The 25,245-nt window shown below is 60.9% G+C and carries 18 protein-coding genes and 4 tRNA genes; 4 read left to right on the forward strand and 18 right to left on the reverse strand.

All coding sequences use genetic code 11. From position 1 onward, the window contains the following. Positions 1–107 precede the first annotated feature (107 nt). The 7 genes from HDC30_RS04200 to leuC form a co-directional block, all read right to left on the reverse strand. The gene (locus tag HDC30_RS04200) at positions 108–2,744 is read right to left on the reverse strand and encodes a FimV family protein (RefSeq protein ID WP_183780987.1); all 2,637 of its coding nucleotides are present in this window, start codon (positions 2,742–2,744) and stop codon (positions 108–110) included. Between the two features lie 209 nt (positions 2,745–2,953). After that, a complete protein-coding gene (locus tag HDC30_RS04205) occupies positions 2,954–3,964 on the reverse strand; it encodes an aspartate-semialdehyde dehydrogenase (protein ID WP_183780990.1) in 1,011 nt (336 codons plus the stop codon). A 248-nt stretch (positions 3,965–4,212) separates the two neighbouring features. Next, positions 4,213–5,325: an aspartate-semialdehyde dehydrogenase gene (asd, locus tag HDC30_RS04210; protein ID WP_003226428.1), complete on the reverse strand. Its 1,113-nt coding sequence runs from the start codon at positions 5,323–5,325 to the stop codon at positions 4,213–4,215. A 66-nt stretch (positions 5,326–5,391) separates the two neighbouring features. After that, complete coding sequence (leuB, locus tag HDC30_RS04215) at positions 5,392–6,474, reverse strand: 3-isopropylmalate dehydrogenase (RefSeq protein ID WP_027611530.1); 1,083 nt, start codon at positions 6,472–6,474, stop codon at positions 5,392–5,394. Positions 6,475–6,528: 54 nt separating this feature from the next. Next, positions 6,529–7,296: a class I SAM-dependent methyltransferase gene (locus tag HDC30_RS04220; protein ID WP_183780994.1), complete on the reverse strand. Its 768-nt coding sequence runs from the start codon at positions 7,294–7,296 to the stop codon at positions 6,529–6,531. Between the two features lie 136 nt (positions 7,297–7,432). Beyond that, positions 7,433–8,077, reverse strand: coding sequence for a 3-isopropylmalate dehydratase small subunit (gene leuD, locus HDC30_RS04225; RefSeq protein ID WP_007969234.1), 645 nt, complete (start codon positions 8,075–8,077; stop codon positions 7,433–7,435). Positions 8,078–8,090: 13 nt separating this feature from the next. Continuing rightward, a complete protein-coding gene (gene leuC, locus HDC30_RS04230; protein ID WP_096796153.1) occupies positions 8,091–9,509 on the reverse strand; it encodes a 3-isopropylmalate dehydratase large subunit in 1,419 nt (472 codons plus the stop codon). Between the two features lie 141 nt (positions 9,510–9,650). On the opposite strand from leuC, the gene HDC30_RS04235 reads away from it, so the two are divergent. Together HDC30_RS04235 and HDC30_RS04240 are read left to right on the forward strand one after the other, a co-directional pair. Continuing rightward, positions 9,651–10,541 carry a LysR family transcriptional regulator gene (locus HDC30_RS04235; protein WP_007969232.1) on the forward strand — a complete coding sequence of 297 codons (891 nt, stop codon included), beginning with the start codon at positions 9,651–9,653 and terminating at the stop codon, positions 10,539–10,541. Positions 10,542–10,609: 68 nt separating this feature from the next. Continuing rightward, the gene (locus tag HDC30_RS04240) at positions 10,610–13,888 is read left to right on the forward strand and encodes a PAS domain S-box protein (protein WP_183780997.1); all 3,279 of its coding nucleotides are present in this window, start codon (positions 10,610–10,612) and stop codon (positions 13,886–13,888) included. Positions 13,889–13,936: 48 nt separating this feature from the next. Here HDC30_RS04240 and HDC30_RS04245 read toward each other — a convergent pair whose 3' ends face one another. The 10 genes from HDC30_RS04245 to gltX form a co-directional block, all read right to left on the reverse strand. Further along, entirely contained in the window at positions 13,937–14,380 is a 444-nt protein-coding gene (locus HDC30_RS04245) for an Hsp20 family protein (RefSeq protein WP_007969230.1), read from the reverse strand. A gap of 121 nt (positions 14,381–14,501) precedes the next feature. Then, positions 14,502–15,461 (reverse strand): tRNA-dihydrouridine synthase, encoded by a 960-nt coding sequence (locus HDC30_RS04250; RefSeq protein WP_102358939.1) that lies wholly within the window; start codon positions 15,459–15,461, stop codon positions 14,502–14,504. 231 nt (positions 15,462–15,692) lie between these two features. Beyond that, a complete protein-coding gene (locus tag HDC30_RS04255) occupies positions 15,693–16,142 on the reverse strand; it encodes a thioesterase family protein (protein ID WP_183781000.1) in 450 nt (149 codons plus the stop codon). Positions 16,143–16,188: 46 nt separating this feature from the next. Further along, positions 16,189–17,022 (reverse strand): alpha/beta fold hydrolase, encoded by an 834-nt coding sequence (locus HDC30_RS04260; protein ID WP_096796149.1) that lies wholly within the window; start codon positions 17,020–17,022, stop codon positions 16,189–16,191. 30 nt (positions 17,023–17,052) lie between these two features. Then, complete coding sequence (locus tag HDC30_RS04265; protein WP_007969225.1) at positions 17,053–17,592, reverse strand: TetR/AcrR family transcriptional regulator; 540 nt, start codon at positions 17,590–17,592, stop codon at positions 17,053–17,055. Positions 17,593–17,773: 181 nt separating this feature from the next. Further along, positions 17,774–17,849 (reverse strand) — tRNA-Glu (locus HDC30_RS04270). Between the two features lie 81 nt (positions 17,850–17,930). Next, a tRNA-Ala gene (locus tag HDC30_RS04275) sits at positions 17,931–18,006 on the reverse strand. Positions 18,007–18,059: 53 nt separating this feature from the next. Beyond that, positions 18,060–18,135: transfer RNA gene (locus HDC30_RS04280), tRNA-Glu, on the reverse strand. 79 nt (positions 18,136–18,214) lie between these two features. Then, positions 18,215–18,290 (reverse strand) — tRNA-Ala (locus HDC30_RS04285). A gap of 203 nt (positions 18,291–18,493) precedes the next feature. Next, positions 18,494–19,975 (reverse strand): glutamate--tRNA ligase, encoded by a 1,482-nt coding sequence (gltX, locus tag HDC30_RS04290; RefSeq protein WP_003226448.1) that lies wholly within the window; start codon positions 19,973–19,975, stop codon positions 18,494–18,496. Between the two features lie 228 nt (positions 19,976–20,203). On the opposite strand from gltX, the gene HDC30_RS04295 reads away from it, so the two are divergent. Together HDC30_RS04295 and HDC30_RS04300 are read left to right on the forward strand one after the other, a co-directional pair. Continuing rightward, the gene (locus HDC30_RS04295) at positions 20,204–21,253 is read left to right on the forward strand and encodes an HlyD family secretion protein (RefSeq protein ID WP_183781003.1); all 1,050 of its coding nucleotides are present in this window, start codon (positions 20,204–20,206) and stop codon (positions 21,251–21,253) included. Next, positions 21,243–22,793, forward strand: a complete 1,551-nt coding sequence (locus HDC30_RS04300; protein WP_183781006.1) for an MDR family MFS transporter — start codon at positions 21,243–21,245, stop codon at positions 22,791–22,793. The genes HDC30_RS04295 and HDC30_RS04300 overlap by 11 nt, the downstream gene beginning before the upstream one ends. A gap of 114 nt (positions 22,794–22,907) precedes the next feature. Here the strand turns inward: HDC30_RS04300 and uvrB are convergent, their stop codons facing one another. Further along, a complete protein-coding gene (gene uvrB / locus HDC30_RS04305) occupies positions 22,908–24,923 on the reverse strand; it encodes an excinuclease ABC subunit UvrB (protein ID WP_007969222.1) in 2,016 nt (671 codons plus the stop codon). Between the last annotated feature and the right edge of the window lie 322 nt (positions 24,924–25,245).

Below are 25,245 nucleotides of genomic sequence, written 5' to 3' on the forward strand. Positions count from 1 at the left end.
AATGTGGGAGCGGGCTTGCTCGCGAAAGCGCCATTCCAGGCGCTGCAGAATCCAGCCCAAACAAAAACGGCAGCCTCAATGGGCTGCCGTTTTTATTTACCGCTGGCTCATGCCAGGTGCGAAAGCATTTCCTTGGCTTCGCCACGCTGCTTTTCGTCACCCTCGGTCAACACTTCGTTGAGGATGTCGCGTGCGCCGTCGCTGTCGCCCATATCGATGTAGGCCTGGGCCAGATCGAGTTTGGTCGCGGCTTCGTCGGTGCCGGCGAGGAAGTCGAAATCGTCCTCGCCCAGATCATCGCCCATGGCCGCATCGGCTTCGGTGAAGGTCGGCTCGGCGATGCTTTGCGACAGGCGATCCAGCTCGGCGTTGACGTCATTCAGTTCCGCTGCGAATGCGTCAGGCTCGGCCGCCGGGTTGCTGTCCATTTCATCAGCCAGCGACAGATCGAAATCCGCCGGCAGCTCCAGATCGTCCTGTGGCACTTCGTTGGCGACCACAGGCTCGGCCGGCGACAGATCTTTCACGCCTTCGTCCAGATCCAGCAGGAAGTCATCCTCCGCCAGATCCGCCGCCGGGGCTGGCGCAGGCTCGGCACCCAGATCCAGATCGAGGTCGAAGTCCGACAGGTCGTCGAGGTTCTCTTTGATCTCGGTCTGCTGTTGCAGCACCGATTCAAAGCTCAGATCGTCGTCGGCCGGGAACTCGTCCAGCTCCACCGGCGCGTCAGGCTCAACAACAGGTGCAGGCTCAACCGGAGTGATGTTGTCGAGATCGTCCAGGCTCAGGTCGAACGCGCTATCGAGATCGTCTGCCGCAGGCTCAGGTGCAGGCGCCTCCGGCTCGTCGAGCAGCAGCTCCTTGACGTATTGCGCATCGAGTTCGGCGGCGGCTGCCGCTGCAGCCAGACCCGCGACAGCGACGACCGCCATGGCCGGGAAGCGTTTTTTCAGCTCTTCGACCTTGGCGAAGTTATCACCGTTGGCCACCAACTGACGCTCCTGACCCACGAACGCATCGCGGTCACCCTGCTGACCGTAAACCTCCATCAGTTTCAGACGCAGATCACTGCGTTGCGGCTCGAGGCTGACGCCCTCTTCCAGCAACGCTGCGGCCTGATTCAGGCGACCGGCGTTGATGTGCGACTGAGCCTTGTCCAGTACGTCATCGGAACGCTCGGCGGACGGTGCGACCAATGGCGCGGCAATCGGCTCAGCCATCACCACCGGAGCCACTACCGCAGCAGGCGCTGGCGCAGGTGCCGGGGTGTTGAGCTTGACGCTGGCAGCAGGTGTTTCCAGGCCTTCGAAGCTGCTTTCCGGCAGATCCTGTTCGGCGGAGAACTCTTGCTCTTCCGCCAGAGCGCGGGCCATGCGCAGGTGTTTCTCGGCTTCCTGCTGGGCTTTGCGGCGACGGGCCAGCAGCAACAGCAGAAGCAGCAACACCACCGCACCGCCACCGATCAGACCCAGCAGGATCGGATTGGTCAGCAGTTCATTGAAGGTTTTGTCTTCATCGACTACCGGTTTTGGCGCAACCACTGGCGTCTCGGCAGGCGTGTCGACCGGTGGCGCAATCGCCGATTCAGGTGTTGGCGCCGCTTCTGCCGGGGTGGCTGGCGGGGTTGCGGCCAGTTCGGCGGTGATCGCCGGTACGGCAGCGGTCGCGGCTGGCGCAGTGCCCGGGCCTTCGGCCTGCATCTTCGCCAGTTGATTGTTCTTCAGCTCGATCAGGCGTTGCAGCTTGTCCAGCTGACTCTGCAGATCGGCCATGCGGCTTTTCAGTTCCTCGTTGTCACGACGGGTCGTGTCGAGGCTTTCCTGAGTCACCGCCAGCTTGTTGCTCAAGGCCTTGGCATCGCCGGCCGGGCCTTTGCCACGCCCTTTGGCGTTTTCGGCAGAGACCAGACTCAGGTTGTCCTTGGCATTCTGGCCGGCGCCGACATTGCTGCGACCACGCTTGGTGGCATCGAGCTGCTGCTGGCCGGTACCCGGCTTGGCCACATAGCGACGACCCTGACGCCAGGCTTCGTTCTGCGCGGCGACTTCGGCAATCGCTTTCGATTGCGGCAGCGCGGTGCTTTCCACTGAGTCCGGCAGGCGCAGCACCTGACCGGTTTTCAGGCGGTTGATGTTGCCGTCGATGAACGCATCCGGGTTGAGCGCCTGAATCGCCAGCATGGTCTGCTGCACCGAACCGCCGGTGCGCGCCTTCGCGGCAATTTCCCACAGGGTGTCGCGCGGCGTGGTGGTGTATTGCGACGGGTGCGTGGCGCCGGTGGTCGGTGCGGTGATGGTCTGCGACGGTGCCGGTTGCGCGGCGGCGTCAGCGGTCTGTGGCGAGAATTTCGACGGATCCAGCAGCACACTGTAATCGCGCAGCAGACGGCCATTCGGCCACATCACCTGCACGAGGAATTTCACCATCGGTTCCGACAGCGGCTTGCTCGAAGTCACGCGCAGCACGCTTTTGCCGCTGGCGTTGAGCACCGGAGTGAACGTCAGGTCGTTGAGGAAGGCCTGGCGATCGACACCGGCCTTGGCGAAATCTTCGGGTGAAGCCAGGCTCGGCACCACCTCGGCAGCGGTGAGATCCTTGACGTCGAGCAGCTCGATCTCGGCCACCAGCGGCTGGTTCAGGGTCGACTTCAGGGTCAGCTCCCCGAGCCCGAGGGCATGCGCCATACCGGAGGACAGCGCCGAGGCGGCCGCTATTGCTAACACCAGTTTGCGAACTTGAACCATAGCCTCATCCTTTGTTTGAACGTTCCTCGGCCAGCGAGAAGATGTTGATTGCCGCTGCCGTAAGGCATTGCGCGCGACGACGACAGACTGCCGCGCGCGATCATTTCTTTGATGCCCCGGAAAGTCCCGGAGGGTGACACGTTATCAAGTGCTCCGGGCAAGCATAGCGCTCACCTAGAATCAGTCGACAAATTGTTGCCAAGTATCTTTTACAGCAGGTCTTTTATCAACAATTCAGCGACCTGCACAGCATTCAGGGCCGCGCCTTTGCGTACGTTATCTGACGTCAGCCACAGATTAAGTTCCGCCGGGTCGTCGACACCGCTGCGCACGCGACCGACATAGACAACGTCCTGCCCCACCGCGTCACCCACCGCAGTCGGATAATCGCCGGCCTCAACCAGCTCGATGCCGGGCGCATCCTCAAGCGCAGCGTTGACCTTTGCCAGGTCGACCGCGCTCGCTGACTGCAAGGTCACGCTATAGCTATCGCCAAAAAACACCGGGGCTTGAACGCAAGTGGCGGAAATCTTTAATAAAGGCTGCTTCAGCACCTGACGCAACTCGCGCACCAGCCGTTTTTCCAGCAGCGTGTGGCCTTGAGCGTCGGGCGTGCCGACCTGGGCCAACAGGTTGAAGGCCATCTGCCGATCAAAGAAAGTCGGCTCCAGCGGACGCATGTTCAGCAACTCAGCGGTCTGCCGCGCCAGCTCGGTCACAGCTTCGCGACCTTGGGCGGACACGGCCAGATTGGCGGTGACGTTGACGTATTGCAGTTCGAGCAAATCGAGCAGCGGCGCCAGCACCACGGCCAGCGTCGTCGCCGAAGGGCTTGGGCTGCTGACCTGGAACGGTGCCTTCAGACCGGCAATGACCTCGGCGTTGGCCTCCGGCACCACTTGCGGCGCCTGCTCGGCCGGCAATGCGCCGGACAGATCGATCAGCGAGCAACCGGCCGCGTGGGCACGCGCCGCGTAACTCAGGGAAACGGCAGCACCAGCGGCGAAGAACACCAGTTTGACCTTGCTGAAATCGAACTCGTCGACTTCACGCACGCGCACGTTCTTGTTGCGAAACAGCACCGAACTGCCGGCGGATTCGCTGCTGGCCAGCAAGTGCAGGTTGCCGACCGGAAAGTCGCGCTCTTCGAGAATCTGTACGAGGGTTTCGCCGACAGTACCGGTGGCGCCGACGACGGCAATATCAAGGGCCTGGGTCATGGTTCTACCTCTGGCGAAACGGGGGGAGCGGCACTTTACCGGGTGAGTGAGATGCAGGCAATTTCTGTCGGAATGCACAGTGTCTGCACCGAACCCTTCGCGAGCAGGCTCGCTCCCACAGGGGGAACGCATTTCAAGGGTGGGAGCGGGCTTGCTCGCGAAGGCGCCAGACCTGACACCGGGAAACCTGAGGCATAAAAAAACCCGCACCTCTCACAAGGCACGGGTTCTTTCATTGCATCAAGCGATCAACGTTCCAGCAAAATCCGCAGCATGCGGCGCAGCGGTTCGGCCGCGCCCCACAGCAGTTGGTCGCCGACGGTGAACGCACCGACGAATTGCGAACCCATGTTCAGCTTGCGCAGACGACCCACCGGTACGTTCAGGGTGCCGGTGACCTTGGTCGGGCTCAGCTCCTGCATGCTGATGTCGCGGTTGTTCGGCACCAGTTTGACCCAAGGGTTGTGCTGGCTGATCAGCCCTTCGATATCAGCGATCGGCACGTCTTTGTTCAGCTTGATGGTCAGCGCCTGGCTGTGGCAACGCATGGCGCCGATGCGCACGCAGATGCCGTCGACCGGGATCGGGCTCTTGAAGCGGCCGAGGATCTTGTTGGTCTCGGCCTGGGCCTTCCACTCTTCACGGCTCTGGCCGTTCGGCAGTTCCTTGTCGATCCACGGGATCAGGCTGCCGGCCAGCGGTACGCCGAAGTTTTCGGTCGGGTACGCGTCGCTGCGCATGGCTTCGGCCACGCGACGGTCGATGTCGAGGATCGCGCTGGCCGGATCGGCCAGTTGATCGGCCACCGCAGCGTGGGTCGCGCCCATCTGCTTGATCAGTTCACGCATGTTCTGCGCGCCGGCACCGGAGGCCGCCTGATAAGTCATGGCGCTCATCCACTCGACCAGACCGGCCTCGAACAGACCGCCCAGGCCCATCAGCATCAGGCTGACGGTGCAGTTGCCGCCGATGTAGTTCTTGGTGCCCGCGTCCAGTTGCTGGTCGATGACCTTGCGGTTGACCGGGTCGAGAATGATGACGGCGTCATCGTTCATCCGCAGGCTGGAAGCCGCGTCGATCCAGTAACCCTGCCAGCCGGCTTCGCGCAGCTTCGGGAACACTTCGCTGGTGTAGTCGCCGCCCTGGCAGGTCAGGATCACGTCGAGGGTTTTCAGCTCTTCAATGCTGTAAGCGTCCTTGAGCGGAGCAATATCCTTGCCCACGGACGGGCCTTGGCCACCGACATTGGAAGTGGTGAAAAACACCGGCTCGATAAGATCGAAATCCTGCTCTTCCAGCATCCGCTGCATGAGCACGGAACCGACCATGCCGCGCCAACCGATCAGACCTACACGTTTCATCGCAACTACACCTTCTTGAAAAGTGGGCCGCTGCTTTGTATTGAATTTCGCAGCGGGCCCGAGAGATTACAGATTCCGCAGCGCGGCGACTACTGCGTCACCCATTTCCTGCGTTCCGACTTTAGTGCAACCGGCCGAATAGATGTCACCGGTACGCAAGCCTTGATCCAGTACCACGCTGACGGCTTTCTCGATGGCATCGGCCGCATCGTGCAGATTGAAGCTGTAACGCAGCATCATCGACACCGACAGAATCGTTGCCAGCGGGTTGGCAATGCCTTTGCCGGCGATGTCCGGCGCCGAACCGTGGCAAGGCTCGTACATGCCCTTGTTGTTCGAATCCAGCGAGGCCGACGGCAGCATGCCGATCGATCCGGTGAGCATCGAGGCTTCGTCGGACAGGATGTCGCCGAACATGTTGTCGGTCACGATCACGTCGAACTGCTTCGGTGCGCGCACCAGCTGCATGGCGGCGTTGTCGACGTACATGTGGCTCAGTTCGACTTCAGGGTAATCCTTGGCGACCTGCTCGACCACTTCACGCCACAGTTGGCTGGACGCCAGCACGTTGGCCTTGTCCACCGAGCACAGCTTTTTGCCGCGAACCATGGCCATGTCGAAACCGACGCGGGCGATACGGCGGATTTCGCTTTCGCTGTACGGCAGGGTGTCGTAAGACTGACGCTCGCCGTTTTCCAGGGTGCGGGTGCCGCGTGGCGCGCCGAAGTAGATGCCGCCGGTCAGCTCACGGACGATCAGGATATCCAGACCGGCAACGATTTCCGGCTTCAGACTCGATGCATCAGCCAGTTGCGGGTAGAGGATCGCCGGACGCAGGTTGCCGAACAGGCCCAGTTGCGCACGAATCTTCAGCAGACCGCGCTCAGGGCGGATATCACGCTCGATGGTGTCCCATTTCGGGCCGCCCACTGCGCCCAGCAGCACGGCGTCGGCAGCACGGGCACGCTCGAGGGTTTCGTCGGCCAACGGCACGCCATGCTTGTCGATGGCCGCGCCACCGATCACGTCATGGCTCAGCTCGAAGCCCAGGCTGTACTTGTCGTTGGCCAGCTCCAGCACCTTGACCGCTTCGGCCATGATTTCCGGACCAATACCGTCACCTGGGAGAATCAGAATCTGCTTGCTCATGCTTTCCTCGTGTCTTCAATCGGTGCGCCACTCAGGGCGCGCCCGGAAAAATTCTTAGCGCTCAGCCATCAATACGATTACATCTGTACTGAACGAGCCGTCGGCATCAATCTCAAAATATTCTCGTACTTCGTTGCCCATCGACTGCTGCAACTGGCGGATCGCCGCGCGCATCACCTCGGGCGTGCGCATGCGCTCGACCCAACTGCGGTACTCCAGACGCAGGCGCTGACGCGTGGTGCTGCGAGTGTGCAGCCCGGCCTCGCTGACCTGCCGCAGCCACTCGCCGGCGGAATAATCGCGCACGTGGCTGGTGTCGCGCAGCACTTCGACGCTTTGCAGGTAAGTGTCGAACAACGGACTGCCCGGTGACAACACGTCGATGAACGCTGCCACGCCACCCGGTTTCAGCACCCGGCGCACCTCTCGCAGGGCCACCCCGAGGTCGCTCCAATGGTGCGCCGAATAACGACTGAACACGTAATCGAATTCGCCATCGGCAAACGGCAGGCGCTCGGCGGCGCCGTTGACCGTGGAGATATTGGCAAAACCGCGATCCACAGCCGCAGCGGCCACCACATCGAGCATTTGCTGCGACAGGTCGTAGGCCACCACTTCCTTGACCAGTGGCGCCACATGAAAACTCACATGACCGGCACCGCAACCCAGGTCCAGCAGCCGGGCTTCGCCCTGCCCGGCCAGTTCAGCCTGTAGCAGCGCGAACTCGGTGCCTTGCGCGTGAACAGCGCTGCTCAGGTAGGCGGCGGCCTGTTCACCGAATTGCTTTTGTACAATCTGACTGTGCTGGGCGGTGCTGGTCATGGTCACATCCTGCATTTGTGTTGTTTGAGCGGCCGTCTTCGCGAGCAGGCTCGCTCCCACAGGGGAATGCATTTCAAGTGTGGGAGCGAGCCTGCTCGCGAAGAGGCCGGCCCTGACTACATCAATCTCGAATCAATCACGCGTCGCGGAACAACCACGGCTGGCTCACACGATGCTTGGCCTCGAACGCGGCAATCGCATCACCGTCCTGCAAAGTCAGGCCGATATCGTCCAGCCCATTCAACAAGCAATGCTTGCGGAACGCGTCGATCTCGAAGCGGTACACCTTGCCGTTCGGGCTGGTCACGGTCTGCTCGTGCAGATCGATCTGCAATTGATAGCCCGGCTCGGCCTCGACCTGCTTGAACAGTTCATCGACTTCAGCGTCGCTCAGGATGATCGGCAGCAAGCCGTTCTTGAAGCTGTTGTTGAAGAAGATGTCGGCGTAGCTCGGCGCGATGATGCTGCGGAAACCGTATTCTTCCAGCGCCCACGGCGCGTGTTCACGGCTGGAGCCGCAACCGAAGTTCTCGCGGGCCAGCAACACACTGGCGCCTTGATAACGCTCGGCGTTGAGCACAAATTCCTTGTTCAACGGGCGCTTGGAGTTGTCCTGATACGGCTGGCCGACATCCAGGTAACGCCACTCATCGAACAGGTTCGGGCCGAAACCGGTGCGCTTGATCGACTTCAAAAACTGCTTGGGAATGATCTGGTCGGTGTCGACGTTGGCACGATCCAGAGGCGCGACAAGACCAGTGTGCTGGGTAAAAGCTTTCATGCTGCGCTCTCCTTCAGATCAATTCACGAACGTCGATGAAACGACCGTTCACCGCCGCCGCAGCGGCCATGGCCGGGCTCACGAGGTGGGTACGACCACCGGCGCCCTGACGGCCTTCGAAGTTACGGTTGGAGGTCGAGGCGCAATGCTCGCCGGACTCCAAACGGTCCGGGTTCATCGCCAGGCACATCGAGCAACCCGGCTCACGCCATTCGAAACCGGCTTCGAGGAAGATCTTGTCGAGACCTTCGGCTTCCGCCTGCGCCTTCACCAGACCCGAACCCGGTACGACAATCGCCTGCTTGATCGTCGAAGCGACTTTGCGGCCCTTGGCAATCACTGCCGCAGCGCGCAAGTCTTCGATGCGCGAGTTGGTGCAGGAGCCGATGAACACGCGATCCAGCTGAATGTCGGTGATCGCCTGATTGGCGGTCAAACCCATGTATTTCAAGGCGCGGACGATCGAATCGCGCTTGACCAGATCCATCTCTTTGGCCGGATCCGGCACGTTCTGATCAACGGCCAGCACCATTTCAGGCGAAGTGCCCCAGCTGACTTGCGGCTTGATCTGCGCAGCGTCGAGTTCAACTACGGTGTCGAACTTGGCGTCGGCGTCGGAGACCAGGTCTTTCCAGGCTTCAACCGCCTGATCCCACTGCGCGCCTTTCGGTGCGAACGGACGGCCCTTGACGTACTCGACAGTCTTTTCGTCCGCAGCCACCAGACCCACACGGGCGCCGGCTTCGATGGACATGTTGCAGATGGTCATGCGGCCTTCGACGGACAGGTCGCGGATCGCGCTGCCGGCGAATTCGATGGCATGGCCGTTACCGCCGGCGGTGCCGATCTTGCCGATCACCGCGAGGACGATGTCCTTGGCGGTCACGCCGAATGGCAACTGACCTTCGACGCGCACCAGCATGTTCTTCATTTTCTTCGCGACCAGGCACTGGGTGGCGAGCACGTGCTCGACCTCGGAAGTGCCGATCCCGTGCGCCAAGGCACCGAACGCGCCGTGGGTCGAGGTGTGCGAGTCGCCGCAGACTACGGTCATGCCCGGCAAGGTTGCGCCTTGCTCCGGGCTGATCACGTGGACGATGCCTTGGCGGATGTCGTTCATCTTGAACTCGACAATGCCGTACTCATCACAGTTGTCATCGAGGGTCTGCACCTGCAAACGCGAGACCTGGTCGGCAATCGCGGCGATGCCGCCCTTGCGCTCCGGTGTGGTCGGTACGTTGTGGTCCGGGGTCGCGATGTTGGCATCGATTCGCCAAGGCTTGCGCCCGGCCAGACGCAGGCCTTCGAAGGCTTGCGGCGAGGTCACTTCGTGGATGATGTGACGATCGATATAGATCAGCGCCGAGCCATCGTCGCGCTGTTTGACCAAATGCGAATCCCAGAGCTTGTCGTAGAGCGTTTTGCCGGCCATCAGACGGTTCCTCATCAGCTTGTTTCTATGCCCTGGGCTTATCAATAACCCTTTGGCTTGTGAGGCCGATCCTATGGGGTTAGATTAAATAACTCAAATTCATATTTTTTATGCTTTGGATAACCAACTGGAATACGACTCATGGATCTGGCCAACCTCAACGCTTTTATCGCGATTGCCGAGACCGGCAGCTTCTCAGGCGCCGGTGAACGCCTGCACCTGACGCAACCGGCGATCAGCAAACGCATCGCCGGACTCGAGCAACAATTGAAGGTAAGACTGTTCGACCGACTCGGTCGTGAAGTCGGCCTGACCGAGGCTGGCCGCGCCCTGCTGCCCCGGGCTTATCAGATTCTCAACGTGCTGGACGACACCCGCCGTGCCCTGACCAACCTGACCGGCGAAGTCAGCGGTCGGCTGACCCTGGCCACCAGTCACCACATCGGCCTGCACCGCTTGCCGCCCCTGTTAAGGGAATTCACCCGCCGCTACCCACAGGTGGCGCTGGATATTCAGTTCCTCGATTCGGAAGTGGCCTACGAAGAAATTCTCCATGGCCGTGCGGAACTGGCCGTGATCACCCTGGCGCCGGAGCCGCACACACTGGTCAAAGCCACACCGGTGTGGGACGACCCGCTGGATTTCGTGGTGGCGCCGGAACATTCGCTGATCAGCAATGGCGCGGTGAGCCTGGCGGACATTGCCGGTCATCCGGCCGTTTTTCCCGGAGGCAACACCTTTACTCATCACATTGTCCAACGCTTGTTCGAAGCCCAAGGGCTGACGCCGAACATCGCCATGAGCACCAACTACCTGGAAACCATCAAGATGATGGTCTCCATTGGTCTGGCCTGGAGTGTTCTGCCCCGCACCATGCTTGATGAACAAGTGGCGCGCATACCTTTGCCGGGCATACAGCTCAGTCGCCAGCTAGGCTATATCGTGCACACCGAACGGACGCTGTCGAATGCGGCAAGGGCTTTCATGGCCTTGCTGGATGCGCAAATCGATCTGCCAGGGACTCCCGGCTAACTTGTGCTACTCCTATAGAGCCGCTGTCCCTGTGCCTAACGCCACCATCAGCTCAAGGCCCGTTAACAATGCCGAAATCTGTTGACCGAATTCCGCCGATGCCGCGTATTCAGGCCATTGATCCGCGACGTTCCGAGCAGAGCTGGGAGAGTGCGCCGCAATTGCTCGCCGCGCTCAACGGCGCCCGGCTCGGCGCCTGGTATTGGGACATCGAGCGCGGGCAGATCAGCTGGTCACGGGGCACTCAGGCGCTGTTCGGCTTCGATCCACGTCAACCGTTGCCCCAGGACCTGGAATATCTCGACCTGCTGCCGCCCGAAGACCGGGCGAAAACCGTGCGCGCCTTCCACGCGGTGATTGCCGGCGCCCCGCTGGAACAGGCGATGCACCACCGCATCCGCTGGCCCGACGGCAGCCTGCATTGGCTGGAAATCAGCGGCAGCCTGCTGCCGGACAAAAACGGCCGGCCCCGAATGATCGGGGTGATTCGCGAAATCACCCACCAGCGCCAGCGCGAACAGGCTCTGAGCAGCTCGGAGAAACGTTTCGCCACACTTTTTCACCTGTGCCCGAACATGGTGCTGCTGACGCGCCAGGAAGACGGCCTGATCACCGAAGCCAACCAGTATTTCGAAAGCCTGTTCGGCTGGCCGGTCCAGGACGCCATCGGTCGCACCACGCTGGAACTGGGCCTGTGGGTGCACCCGGAGCAACGCGCCGAACTGGTGAAAAAGACCAAGGCCAAAGGCGAATTGATCAGCATGGAAGTGCAGTTCCGCGCCAGCGACGGGCAGATTCATGACGGTATCCTCAGTGCGCAAAAGGTCGAACTCGAAGGCCAGCCGTATCTGCTCAGCACGTTTCTCGACACCACCGAACGCAAAGCCGCCGAACACGCCTTGAAAGACAGTCAGGAACGCCTTGATCTGGCGCTGGACTCGGCGCAACTCGGCACCTGGGACTGGCACATTCCCAGCGGCATGCTCTACGGCTCGGCGCGGGCCGCGCAACTGCACGGGCTGGAGCCGATCCCGTTTCACGAGTCGTTCGAGGAGTTTTTCGAAGGCGTGCCCGGCGAGGAGCGCGACAGCATGCGCGACGCCTACCGCAGCCTGCGCGAAGGCCCGGCCGGCAACTATCAACTGACCTATCGCGTGCAACTGGCGGATGGCAGCTCACGTTATCTGGAAAGCCGCGCCCGCCTCTACCGCGACGAAAATGGCGCGCCACTGCGTATGGCCGGGACCTTGCTGGACATCACCGATCAGGTCGAGCGCGAGCAACGTCTGGTCGCCTCCGAAGAGAAATTTGCCACGCTGTTCCAGGTCAGCCCCGACCCGATCTGCGTCACCCGTCAGGACAGCGGCGAGTTCATCGAAATCAACAACAGCTTCACCCAGACCTTCGGCTGGAGCGCCGCCGACGTGATCGGGCGCACCGCCGAGGACATCGGCCTGTGGGACGCCTCGGCGAAAAGCCTGCAACGTATCGAGCGGGTGATCCGCGAACAGGGCCTGAGCAATGTCGCAATCATCGTCCAGCACAAGGACGGCCAGTCGCTGACGTGCGTGATTTCCAGCCGGCAGATCAGCGTCGGCAATCAGCCGTGCATCGTCACCACCCTGCGCGACATCACCCAACAACAGCGCTCCGAGGCCGCACTCAAGGCCAGCGAAGAGAAATTCGCCAAGGCGTTTCACTCCAGCCCCGACGCGATCACCATCACCGAACGTGACACCGGGCGCTATCTGGAGGTCAACGACGGTTTCTGCCGCCTCACCGGCTATCGGGCCGAAGAAGTGGTGGGCAAAACCGTGTACCAGATCGGCATCTGGGCCGAAGAAAAACAACGCTCGGCGCTGCTTGCCGAACTGCAGATCAAGGGCCGCGTTCATCATCAGGAGATGCTCGGGCGCAACAAGCGCGGTGAGTTGCTGACCGTTGAAGTGTCGATCGAACCGATCACCCTCAACGAAACGGCGTGCCTGCTGCTGACCGCCCGAGATGTCAGCCTGCTGAAAAACGCTGAAGCACAGATCCGCCATCTGGCCTATCACGATCCGCTGACCAATCTGCCCAACCGCGCCTTGCTGATGGATCGCCTGAGCCAGCAGATCGCCCTGCTCAAGCGCCACAACCTGCGAGGTGCGCTGCTGTTCCTCGACCTCGACCACTTCAAGCACATCAACGACTCACTGGGCCACCCGGTCGGCGACACGGTCCTGAAAATCATCACCGCGCGGCTTGAAGCCAGCGTGCGCATGGAGGACACGGTGGCGCGTCTCGGCGGCGATGAATTCGTGGTGCTGCTCAGTGGCCTCGAAGGCACGCGCAACGAGGTCAGTGCACAAGTGCGGGAACTGGCCGACACCATTCGCGAACTGCTCTCGGAGCCGATGTTCCTCGACGGCCAGCGCCTGCAAGTGACACCGAGCATCGGCGTGGCACTGATTCCCGATCACGGCTCGACCCCGACCGACCTGCTCAAGCGCGCCGACATTGCGCTGTACCGAGCCAAGGATTCCGGGCGCAACACCACGCAGATGTACCACAACACCATGCAGAAGGCGGCCAGCGAACGGCTGCGTATGGAGACTGACTTACGTCTGGCGTTGTCGCGCGGTGAATTCAACGTGCACTACCAGCCACAGGTCGATGCGCAGGACAACCGCATCATTGGCGCCGAGGCGCTGGTGCGCTGGAATCACCCGGAACTCGGCGCGCAATCGCCCACTGAATTCATCAAGGTGCTGGAAGACAGCGGGCTGATTCTGGAGGTCGGTACCTGGATCCTCGATGAGGCCTGTGAGGCGTTCAAACAATTGATCGCGCTGAAACTGGTCGACCCGCTCAACTTCAGCCTGTGCGTAAACATCAGCCCACGGCAGTTCCGCCAGAACGACTTCGTCGAACGCATCGAACACAGCATGAGCAGCCACGGCCTGCCCTGCTCGCTGCTGAAACTGGAGATCACCGAAGGCATCGTCATCCAGAACCTGGAAGACACCATCAGCAAGATGCGCCGCCTGAAAAAACTTGGCGTGAGCTTCGCCATGGACGATTTCGGCACCGGCTATTCATCGCTGACCTACCTCAAGCGCCTGCCGGTGGACACCCTGAAAATCGACCAGTCGTTCATCCGCGACGCAACCACCGACCCCAACGACGCCGAGATCATCCGCGCCATCGTCGCCATGGCCCGCAGCCTGGAACTGGAGGTGATTGCCGAAGGCGTGGAGACGCCGGAGCAACTGGCGTTCCTGCAAGGGCTGGGCTGCCATTTGTATCAGGGCTATCTGCACAGTCGGCCGGTGGCGTTGGAGGCGTTGAAAAAGATGCTCGAATGACGAGCACAAAAAAAGGGCGCCAGTGGCGCCCTTCTTTTTTGCTCGGCCTTATTGCAGAACCGGCTTCTGCGCTCCGTTGATCGGGATGCGCTTGGCTTTCGCTTCTTCCGGGATCACGCGCAACAGGTCGATGCTCAGCAGACCGTTGCTCAGATCGGCGGCCTTGATCTCGATGTGATCGGCCAGGCGGAAGGACAGCTTGAAAGCCCGCTGGGCAATGCCTTGATGCAGGAAGGTCACGCCTTCGTTGGCATCACGCTTGCCACCACTGATGGTCAGCACACCCTTCTCGACTTGCAGCTCCAGGTCTTCTTCCTGGAAACCGGCTGCCGCTACGACGATGCGGTATTGATCGTCACCGTGCTTTTCCACGTTGTAGGGTGGGTAGGTGCTGCCTGGCTCGTTGCGCAGCGCGGTTTCGAACAGGTCGTTGAAACGGTCGAAACCCACCGAGGAACGGAACAGTGGTGCCAGGGAAAATGCAGTACTCATGGTTCAAATCTCCTGAAAACAATCAGCAAGGTTTTTTGACTCCGCGACCCGAATTCGGCATCGCGTAACCCTTAGATAGGGACCGCCAAAATGATTTCAAGAGAGTATTTGCAGATTTTTTTCAGGCTGCTTCGGCGACCGGCAAACCGAGCAAACGCGAGACTTGATCCGGTTCTGTCTCGCGACGCAGCACGGTAAACAGCTCGGTCGCCTCGGGATAATTGCGCGTCAGCATCGCCAGCCATTGCTTCAAGCGACCCGGCGATTGCCGTGCGGTCATCTGCGCCTTGGCTTGCAGCCAGAAGTCCTGAATCAGCGGCAGCAGCTCGGCCCAGGTCATCTCGACCACTTCTTCACCGGCGCGCGCGGCAGCGATCTGTTTGGCCAGATCCGGACGCGATACCAGACCGCGACCGAGCATGATGTCTTCGACACCGCTGATCTCGCGGCAGCGGCGCCAGTCCTCGACGCTCCAGATATCACCGTTGGCGAACACCGGCACCTTGACCACGTCCTGCACCCGCGGAATCCACTCCCAATGCGCCGGCGGCTTGTAGCCATCAACCTTGGTCCGGGCATGCACCACAATGTGTTCGGCGCCGCCCTCGGCCAGCGCCGTGGCGCAGACCAGCGAGCCGTCCGGGCTGTCGAAACCGAGGCGCATTTTCGCGGTGACCGGGATGTGCGCCGGCACGGCGCGACGCACGTGTTCGACGATGCTGTTGAGAAGTTCTGGCTCCTTGAGCAGCACTGCCCCGCCCCGGGATTTGTTGACGGTCTTGGCCGGGCAGCCGAAGTTCAGGTCGATCACTTCCGAGCCGAGCTCGCAGGCCAGCGCCGCGTTTTCCGCCAGGCACACCGGATCGGAGCCCAACAATTGCACGCGCAACGGCACACCGGAACGGGTGCGGGCGCCGTTGAGCAGCTCCGGGCCGAACTTGTGGAAGTAGGCCGGAGTGAGCAACTGATCGTTGATCCGAATGAACTCGGTCACGCACCAGTCGATGCCGCCAACGCGGGTCAGCACGTCGCGCAGGATGTCGTCGACCAACCCCTCCATGGGCGCCAGGGCAATTTGCATGGGGAAAACACTACTCAGGAAGAAAAAACGTGCGGCAGTTTACTGGATTACGAGAAAAACCGCAGATCCCTTGCAGGAGTGAGCCTGCTCCCACAGGTATTGGGGTCTGCAGCAGGTTTTGTGGTTTATCGCGGGATCATTGTGGGAGCGGGCTTGCTCGCGAAGGCGGAGGATCAGTCAAATGAATGCTGACTGACACGACGCCTTCGCGAGCAAGCCCGCTCCCACAGGTTAGATTTTCGCTACTCCTGAAGTCTGGATTGCCGGGCCGTAACCCTCGATGAACTCCGCCGGCATGCGCTTGGGTTTGCCGGTGGATAGTTCGATACAGACGAATGTGGTCTGGGCACGCAGCAGGGTGGCGTTGTCGCTGGGGCGGATCAGTTGGAAGTGCCGGGTCATTTTCAGGCGCTGGTCCCAATCGACGATCCAGGTCGCCAGTTGCAGTTCGTCGCCTTCGTAGGCCGCCGCCAGATAATCGATTTCGTGACGCACCACGGCCATCGCCCGATCCAAGCGCCGGTATTCGACCAGATCCAGCCCCAGACGCTGCGAGTGGCGCCAGGCGCAGCGCTCGAGCCAGGTCACGTACACCGCATTGTTCGCGTGCCCCAGCCCGTCGATGTCCTCGGCGCCTACTTGCAGATCAATGGTGAACGGCGTTGCCCGATCCCAGCCCATGCCCCACTCCCGGTCAGATTATTCAACCGGGGCAGTGTAACGGATGTCAGGCCGATTGCCGCGCTTGAAGGCTGCGCCCCGCCAACAGTGATAACACGCCATCAACCACTCGAGGGTCGGCCAGCACCCGCTGGTGGCCGCCGCTTTCCAGGCGCAGCAGGCGACTGTCGAACCAGGATTCGTGGATCAATTGCGATTCCTTGACCGAGACAAAGGTGTCGTCCTCCGCATGCACGATCAGGCCCGGCATATCCAGTTGATAGTGCGCGACATCGAGGGTCGCGGCGCGCATGCCGACGTCCTGCTCGACCTGGCGGATGAACGCCGATCGGGCCCGCGGTGGCATGCCGACATAGCGGGCGAAACCGCGCAGTACGCCGAGGATCCGTGCCGGGGCTGCGATGCTGACCAGGGTTTCGGTGCGCAGGCCCAGTTGCACCGCGAGCATGGCACTGGCGCCGCCCATGGAGTGGCCGATGACGGCTTGAAGAGGAGGCAATTCGGCGGCCGCTTCGAGCATGGCGCGGGCGAACAGTACGACGTTGGCTTCACGCCCCGGCGAACGACCATGGGCCGGGCCATCCAGCGCGACAACGGTGTAACCGGCCTCGACCAGCGCCGTGATCAACGCCGCAAACTGGGTGGGCCGCCCTTCCCAACCGTGCATCAACAGCACCGCCGGTCCCTGCCCCCAGCGCAGCGCCGACAGGCCGAAGCGCAGCGTGATGCGTTCGGCACTCGCCAGCAGCGGCAGCTCCCAATCACGCAACGGCAACGTGCGCGGCGTCATGAACGCCTGACGCATTTTGCTTGCTACTCGTTGCGGTGCAATCCAGCCCAAGGTGCCATTAACGCCACGAACCCACTTCAACGTGTTCATCGCTTTCTCCTCAGGCGTGTTGCCTTCAGGTCAACGCACCGCCGACTTGGCAGCGCGCAGCAATCGATCGGATAAATCGCCCGGGCCCAGCGCGCGTGCCAGCGCCAGACCACCCACCATCAACGCCACATCAGCCAATGCTTTGTCGGTGTCCTCGGGGCTGGACGCCAACTGCGCAATCATCAGTTCCAGGTGTTCGTTCAGCGCGATGCGGAAGGATTCCGGCAGACGCCCCAGTTCGCCGATGGAAGCCGGAATCGGGCACGCGGCATCGCTGGAATCACGGTGCTTGCGTGACAGATAGAACGCAGCGACCAAGGCGCGACGCTCTTCGCCGGTCAGCTCGGAGTCCATGTCGGCAATCAGGTCGCGTCGACGGCTGAGCAGTTGCTTGAACGCCTCGAGCATCATCGCGTCCTTGCTTTCGAAGTGCGCATAGAAACCACCGACGGTCAGGCCGGCGGCGCCCATCACTTCGCCCACGCTGGGATCCGCCGGGCCACGCTGCATCAGTGCGGCGCTGGCAGCCTTGAGGATGCGTTCGCGGGTTTGAGCTTTTTTATCGTTCATCGTTGCCTCCGAATATTACGACTAGAATATTATTCGCATAATAATATTCCGCAAGTCGAGGATATGACCGCTGGTCTGAAGCACAGTGTAAGGAAAAAGGAGAGTTGGCCAAACGCCAGACAAACAAAAGGGCCATTCAATAATTGAATGACCCTTATAAATCCCGCAGAGCGGGTAATCGTGGCGTCCCCTAGGGGACTCGAACCCCTGTTACCGCCGTGAAAGGGCGGTGTCCTAGGCCACTAGACGAAGGGGACACAAACCCTTCTATACAGCTGATCAGTGCTGAGATCTGATCTGATTCAAGGCCGGTGTGGCCAGACCTTGAACTGTAAAATTGGTGGAGCTAAGCGGGATCGAACCGCTGACCTCCTGCATGCCATGCAGGCGCTCTCCCAGCTGAGCTATAGCCCCGGATTTTTCGCCTCGCGGCGGAGCGACATCTTGCAACATCGCTTCTGTAAAACTGGCGTCCCCTAGGGGACTCGAACCCCTGTTACCGCCGTGAAAGGGCGGTGTCCTAGGCCACTAGACGAAGGGGACGCAAACCCTTCTATACAACTGATCAACGCTGAGTGTTGATCGCTTCGGAGCCGGCGTGGCCAGGCTTCGAAGTGTAAATTGGTGGAGCTAGACGGGATCGAACCGTCGACCTCTTGCATGCCATGCAAGCGCTCTCCCAGCTGAGCTATAGCCCCTCATCGTTGATGTCATCGCTGAGGACGGGGCGAATCTTAAGGGCGTATCGAAAGCCTGTCAAACTTATTTTTGAAAAATTTCAAAGTTTTTTGTCGGCATAACAATCACTTACCGCCCTCCCCCAGAAAATCCGGGGGAAAAACGCCGAAGGCCGGAATCAAACGATCCCGGCCTTCGGCGGTTACCGCAGAGTCAGACGTGCTTAAGCAATCGCGCCCAGCAGCTTTTCCCACTCTTTGTTTTCTTTCTTCGACACGCCACCCAGCAGGTCAATCGCCTGGCGCAGACGGAAACGAGTCAGGTCCGGACCGAGGATTTCCATCGCATCGAGCACCGACACCGAACTCGCCTGCCCGGTGATCGCGGCAAACATCAGCGGCATCGCATCGCGCAGCTTCAGTTCGAGGGATTCGACCACCGCCTGAATTGTTGCGGTAATGCTGTCCTTCTCCCACTGACGCAGGCTTTCCAGCTTCCACAGGATCAATTGCATCAACTGACGCACCTGATCACCGGAAAGCTTTTTCGATTCGAACAGCTTGGCATCCGGGTTCACGCCACCGGCAAAGAAGAAGCCGCCCAGCGGTGCAACCTGGCTGAAGGTTTCCACGCGCCCCTGCACCAGCGGTGCGATCTTCATCATGTACTCGGAATTGAACGCCCACTTCTGCACGCGTGCGGCGAACTCTTCCACCGGCAGGTCACGCAGCCACTGGCCGTTGAGCCACGACAGTTTCTCGATGTCGAAGATCGGCCCGCCGAGGGACACACGCTTGAGGTCGAAGTTGTCGACCATTTCCTGCAGCGAGAACTTCTCGCGTTCGTCGGGCATCGACCAGCCCATGCGACCGAGGTAGTTGAGCATCGCTTCGGGCATGAAGCCCATGCGCTCGTAGAAGGTCACCGAGGTCGGGTTCTTGCGCTTGGACAGCTTGCTCTTGTCCGGGTTACGCAGCAGCGGCATGTAGCACAGCTCCGGTTGTTCCCAGCCGAAATATTCGTAAAGCAGAATCAGTTTCGGCGCCGATGGCAGCCATTCTTCGCCGCGCAGCACGTGGGTGATGCCCATCAGGTGGTCGTCGACCACGTTGGCGAGGAAGTACGTCGGCAGGCCGTCGGTCTTCATCAGCACTTGCATGTCCATGCGATCCCACGGGATCTCGACATCGCCACGCAGCATGTCCGGCACCACGCAGACGCCTTCGGTCGGCACCTTCATGCGGATCACGTGCGGTTCGCCGGCGGCCAGACGGGCGGCGACTTCTTCCTTCGACAGCAGCAGCGCGCGGCCGTCGTAACGCGGGGTTTCGCCGCGCGCCATTTGCTCGGCGCGCATCTGGTCCAGTTCTTCTGCGGTGCAGAAGCACGGGAACGCATGGCCCATGTCGACCAGTTGCTGGCAATACTTCTGATAGATATCGCCACGCTCACTTTGCCGGTACGGGCCGTGCGGGCCGCCGACGTCCGGGCCTTCGCTCCAGTCGATCCCCAGCCAGCGCAGGGCGTCGAAGATCTGCTGTTCGGACTCGCGGGTAGAACGCAACTGGTCGGTGTCTTCGATGCGCAGGATGAACTCACCGCCATGCTGCTTGGCAAAGCAGTAGTTGAACAATGCGATGTAAGCGGTACCTACGTGGGGGTCCCCGGTAGGCGATGGCGCGATGCGAGTGCGGACGGTGGTCATGGCATGTCTCGAAAAGAATGAAAAGCAAAACAATCAAGCGGCGAATGGTAACAGGCGACACCCGCCCCGCTCCAGCGGGCAGGGCATTTAAGCCAAGTTTGCGTCTGTAACGCCCATAGACCGTGGTGACGGCCCGAATATCAGCCATTGGCATTTACCGTTTATCGGCGGTATGCCAGATTCAGCCGCAGATAACTTTCCTTACAATTCCTCGACTACAGTTTGCCCATGCCTGCCCAACTCAAGCGTCGCCTGTTTATTTTCCTGCTGCTGGTTCTGTTGATTGCCGGGGGCTTCTTCGCCCACTGGTTTTTCAAGGGCCGTTTTTATGAAAGCACCGATAACGCCTATGTCCAGGGCGAGATCACCCGCGTCTCCAGCCAGTTGAGCGCACGCATCGACGAAGTGTTGGTGCAGGACAACCAGCACGTGGAAAAAGGCCAGTTGCTGGTGCGCCTTGAACCTAATGATTTCCGCCTCGCGGTCGACCGCGCCAATGCCGCCCTCGCCACCCGCGAAGCCGAGCGTTTGCAGGCACAAAGCAAATTGACCCAGCAATCGAGCCTGATCGCCGCCAGCGACGCGCAAGTGGCGACCACCCAAGCCACCCTTGGCCGTTCGCAGATGGATTTGTCGCGAGCCGAAACCTTGCGCAAACCCGGTTACGTTTCCGAAGAACGGGTGACCACCCTCTCTGCTGACGCGCACATTGCCCGCTCGCAAGTGGCCAAGGCCCAGGCCGATGCACAGAGCCAGCGCCAGCAGGTCAACGCACTGACTGCCGAGATCAAACGCCTCGACGCGCAGATCGCCAACGCCCGCGCCGATCTGGCGCAAGCCGAACTCAACCTGACCCGCAGCGAAATCCACGCGCCGATCAGCGGCATGGTCGGCCAGCGTGCTGCACGCAATGGTCAGGTGGTGCAGGCCGGCGCCTATCTGCTGTCGATCGTTCCCGATGAAGACATCTGGGTGCAGGCCAACTTCAAGGAAACCCAGATCGGTCACATGCAGCCCGGACAGAAAGCCGAGCTGACCTTCGATGCCTACAGCGACACGCCGATCGAAGCGCGGGTCGACAGTCTGTTCGCCGCCTCGGGTGCGCAGTTCAGCCTGCTGCCGCCGGACAACGCCACCGGCAACTTCACCAAAGTCGTGCAGCGGATTCCGGTGAAGCTGACCTTCAAGGCCGATAACCCACTGCACGGCAAGATCCGCCCGGGCATGTCGGTCACCGCCACCGTGAACATCAAAGACGCCCCTGACGATGGCCGGTGATTCGCTGATCCGCCCAGTCGGCGAACCGACCCGGCGGGACTGGATTGCGGTAATGAGCGTGATGCTCGGCGCCTTTATGGCGGTGCTCGACATCCAGATCACCAACTCTTCGCTCAAGGATATTCAGGGCGCGCTGTCGGCGACACTGGAAGAAGGCTCGTGGATTTCCACCTCGTATCTGGTCGCGGAAATCATCATGATCCCCCTGACCGCGTGGCTGGTGCAGTTGCTTTCGGCGCGACGCCTGGCGGTTTGGGTGTCGCTGGGCTTTCTGGTGTCATCGCTGCTGTGCTCGATGGCCTGGAGCCTGGAAAGCATGATCGTCTTTCGCGCCATGCAGGGTTTCACCGGCGGCGCGCTGATCCCGCTGGCGTTCACCCTGACCCTGATCAAACTCCCTGAACACCACCGCGCCAAAGGCATGGCAATGTTCGCCATGACCGCCACCTTCGCCCCGTCCATCGGCCCGACCCTTGGCGGCTGGCTCACGGAAAACTGGGGCTGGGAATACATCTTTTACATCAACATTCCGCCGGGGCTGATCATGATCGCCGGGCTGATGTACGGGCTGGAGAAGAAGGAAGCGCACTGGGAACTGCTGAAAAGCACCGACTACACCGGAATTCTCACACTGGGTGTCGGCCTCGGTTGCCTGCAGGTGTTTCTTGAAGAAGGCCATCGCAAGGACTGGCTCGAATCGAACCTGATCGTGGCCTTGGGCAGCATTGCCCTGCTGAGCCTGATCACCTTCGTCATCGTGCAGGTCTCCAAACCCAACCCACTGATCAACCTCGGCATCCTGCGCAATCGCAATTTCGGCCTGTCGAGTATTTCCAGCCTCGGCATGGGCGTCGGCTTGTATGGCTCGATCTATCTGCTGCCGCTGTACCTGGCGCAGATCCAGAACTACAACGCTCTGCAGATCGGCGAAGTGATCATGTGGATGGGCGTGCCGCAGCTGTTCCTGATTCCGCTGGTGCCGAAGCTGATGAAGTTCGTCTCGCCGAAGTGGCTGTGCACGCTTGGCTTCGGGCTGTTCGGGCTGGCGAGTTTTTCGTCGGGGGTGCTCAACCCGGATTTCGCCGGGCCGCAGTTCAATCAGATCCAGATCATCCGCGCGCTGGGTCAACCGCTGATCATGGTCACCATTTCGCTGATCGCTACGGCGTACATCCTGCCGCAGGACGCGGGGTCGGCATCGAGCCTGTTCAACATCCTGCGCAACCTCGGCGGCGCGATCGGCATCGCCCTGCTCGCCACGCTATTGGATGCGCGCACCAAAACCTACTTCGATTATTTGCGTGAAGCCGTTGTGCCGACCAATCCGCAAGTGGCCGAACGGTTGGCGTCGATGACAGACCGCTTTGGCAGTGACACGGCGGCGCTCGGCAAGTTGAGTGAGATCGTGCATCAGCAGGCGCTGATCATGGCCTACAACGACGCGTTTCACTTTGTCGGGATTGCGCTGGGGATCAGCATGCTGGCAATTTTGTTGACCAGGAAATTGCCGCAAGGGCTGAAGGCTGGGGAGTCTCATTAAGACCGCGTTGCCGCCATTCGCGAGCAGGCTCGCTCCCACAGGGGATTTGTGAACGACACAGATCCAATGTGGGAGCGAGCCTGCTCGCGAAGAGGCCCGGTCAGACGATGAAGATCAAACCGCCAAAAGCCGCTCACGCAGTTTGGCAATCTCATCGCGCATCTGCGCCGCCGCTTCGAACTCCAGATCCCGCGCCAACTGGTACATCTTCTCTTCCAGCGCGCGAATGCGTTTGGTGATTTCGCTTGGCGAACGCAGTTCGGCTTCGTACTTGGCGTTTTCTTCGGCAGCCTTGGCCATGCCCTTGCGCTTCTTGCTGCGCGAGCCAGGTACGGTGGCGCCCTCCATGATGTCGGCGACGTCCTTGAATACGCCTTTCGGGGTGATGCCGTTTTCCAGGTTGAAGGCGATCTGCTTGTCGCGACGACGCTCGGTCTCGCCAATCGCCCGTTCCATCGAGCCAGTGATGCGGTCGGCGTAGAGAATCGCCCGGCCATTGAGGTTCCGCGCGGCCCGGCCGATGGTCTGGATCAGCGAGCGCTCGGAACGCAGGAAGCCTTCCTTGTCGGCATCGAGAATCGCCACCAGCGACACTTCCGGCATGTCCAGACCTTCACGCAGCAGGTTGATCCCCACCAACACATCGAAGGTGCCCAGACGCAGGTCGCGGATGATCTCGACCCGCTCGACGGTGTCGATGTCGGAGTGCAAGTAACGCACGCGCACGCCGTGGTCGGCGAGGTAATCGGTGAGGTCTTCGGCCATGCGTTTGGTCAGCGTGGTGACCAGCACCCGCTCCTCGACCGCCACGCGCTTGGTGATTTCCGAGAGCAAATCGTCGACCTGAGTCAGCGCCGGACGCACCTCGACTTGCGGGTCGACCAGACCGGTCGGACGCACCACTTGTTCGACCACGCGCCCGGCATGCTCGGCCTCGTAGTTGCCCGGCGTTGCCGAGACAAAAATCGTCTGCGGGCTGACCCCTTCCCACTCGTCAAAGCGCATGGGCCGGTTGTCCAGTGCCGACGGCAAGCGGAAGCCGTATTCCACCAGGGTTTCTTTACGCGAACGGTCACCCTTATACATCGCGCCGACTTGCGGCACGCTGACGTGAGACTCGTCGATCACCAGCAAGGCGTCGGCCGGCAGATAGTCATACAGCGTCGGCGGCGCAGCACCGGCCGGACGTCCGGACAGGTAGCGCGAGTAGTTTTCGATGCCGTTGCAGTAACCCAGTTCGAGGATCATTTCCAGGTCGAAACGGGTGCGCTGTTCGAGTCGCTGCGCCTCAACCAGTTTGTTGTTGCTGCGCAGGTATTCGAGGCGTTCCTGCAATTCGACTTTGATGTGTTCGATGGCGTCGAGCAGGGTCTCGCGCGGCGTCACGTAGTGACTCTTCGGGTAGAAGGTGAAGCGCGGCATCTTGCGGATGACTTCGCCGGTGAGCGGGTCGAACGCGGAGATGCTCTCGACCTCATCGTCGAACAGCTCGATGCGGATCGCTTCCAGATCGGACTCCGCCGGATAGATGTCAATCACGTCGCCGCGCACGCGGAAAGTCGCCCGGGCAAAATCCATGTCGTTGCGGGTGTACTGCAGGTCGGCCAGACGCCGCAGCAAGGCGCGCTGATCGAGTTTGTCGCCGCGATCGACGTGCAGCACCATCTTCAGATAGGTTTCCGGGCTACCGAGACCGTAGATGCACGACACCGTGGTAACGATGATCGCGTCCTTGCGTTCGAGCAACGCCTTGGTCGCGGACAAACGCATCTGCTCGATGTGGTCGTTGATCGACGCGTCCTTCTCGATGAAGGTGTCGGACGACGGCACATAGGCTTCGGGCTGGTAGTAGTCGTAGTAGGAAACGAAATACTCGACCGCGTTGTTCGGGAAGAACGCCTTGAACTCACCATACAGCTGCGCGGCGAGGGTCTTGTTCGGCGCCAGCACCAGCGTCGGGCGCTGTACCTGCGAGATGACATTGGCGATGCTGAAGGTCTTGCCCGAGCCGGTCACACCGAGCAGCGTCTGGTGCGCCAGCCCGGCTTCGATGCCCTCGACCAATTGGCGGATCGCTTCTGGCTGATCGCCGGCAGGCTCGAAGCGGGTGACTAGCTGGAATTCGGACATACACACCTCTGGGATCGCGGCTCGCGCAGAAAACAGCCGAGCCGCGGGGATGACCGCAAACGACCGTTGTCGCCCAAGGAAAAACGAAGATTGTGCTCAATGTGGAGCCGATTGCCTCGCCTTTCAAGGCAAACGTCCTACATCCGGTAAAGTCTCTGACAGAGTCAATCGACTAACGGTCAAGAAATAATCGGAAAAACTTGCCTGAAAAGCTGAATCGCCTGTCGCCATTGCTCAGTGATGGCCTCTATACTAGCTCCCCGTTTGTGCACCGCTCTAGTGCATTCGGCTGGAGCGCGACACGTCCCTCCACTCTCCATTC

It is taken from the genome of Pseudomonas sp. JAI115 (assembly GCF_014200835.1).
Lineage (GTDB): Bacteria > Pseudomonadota > Gammaproteobacteria > Pseudomonadales > Pseudomonadaceae > Aquipseudomonas > Aquipseudomonas putida_A.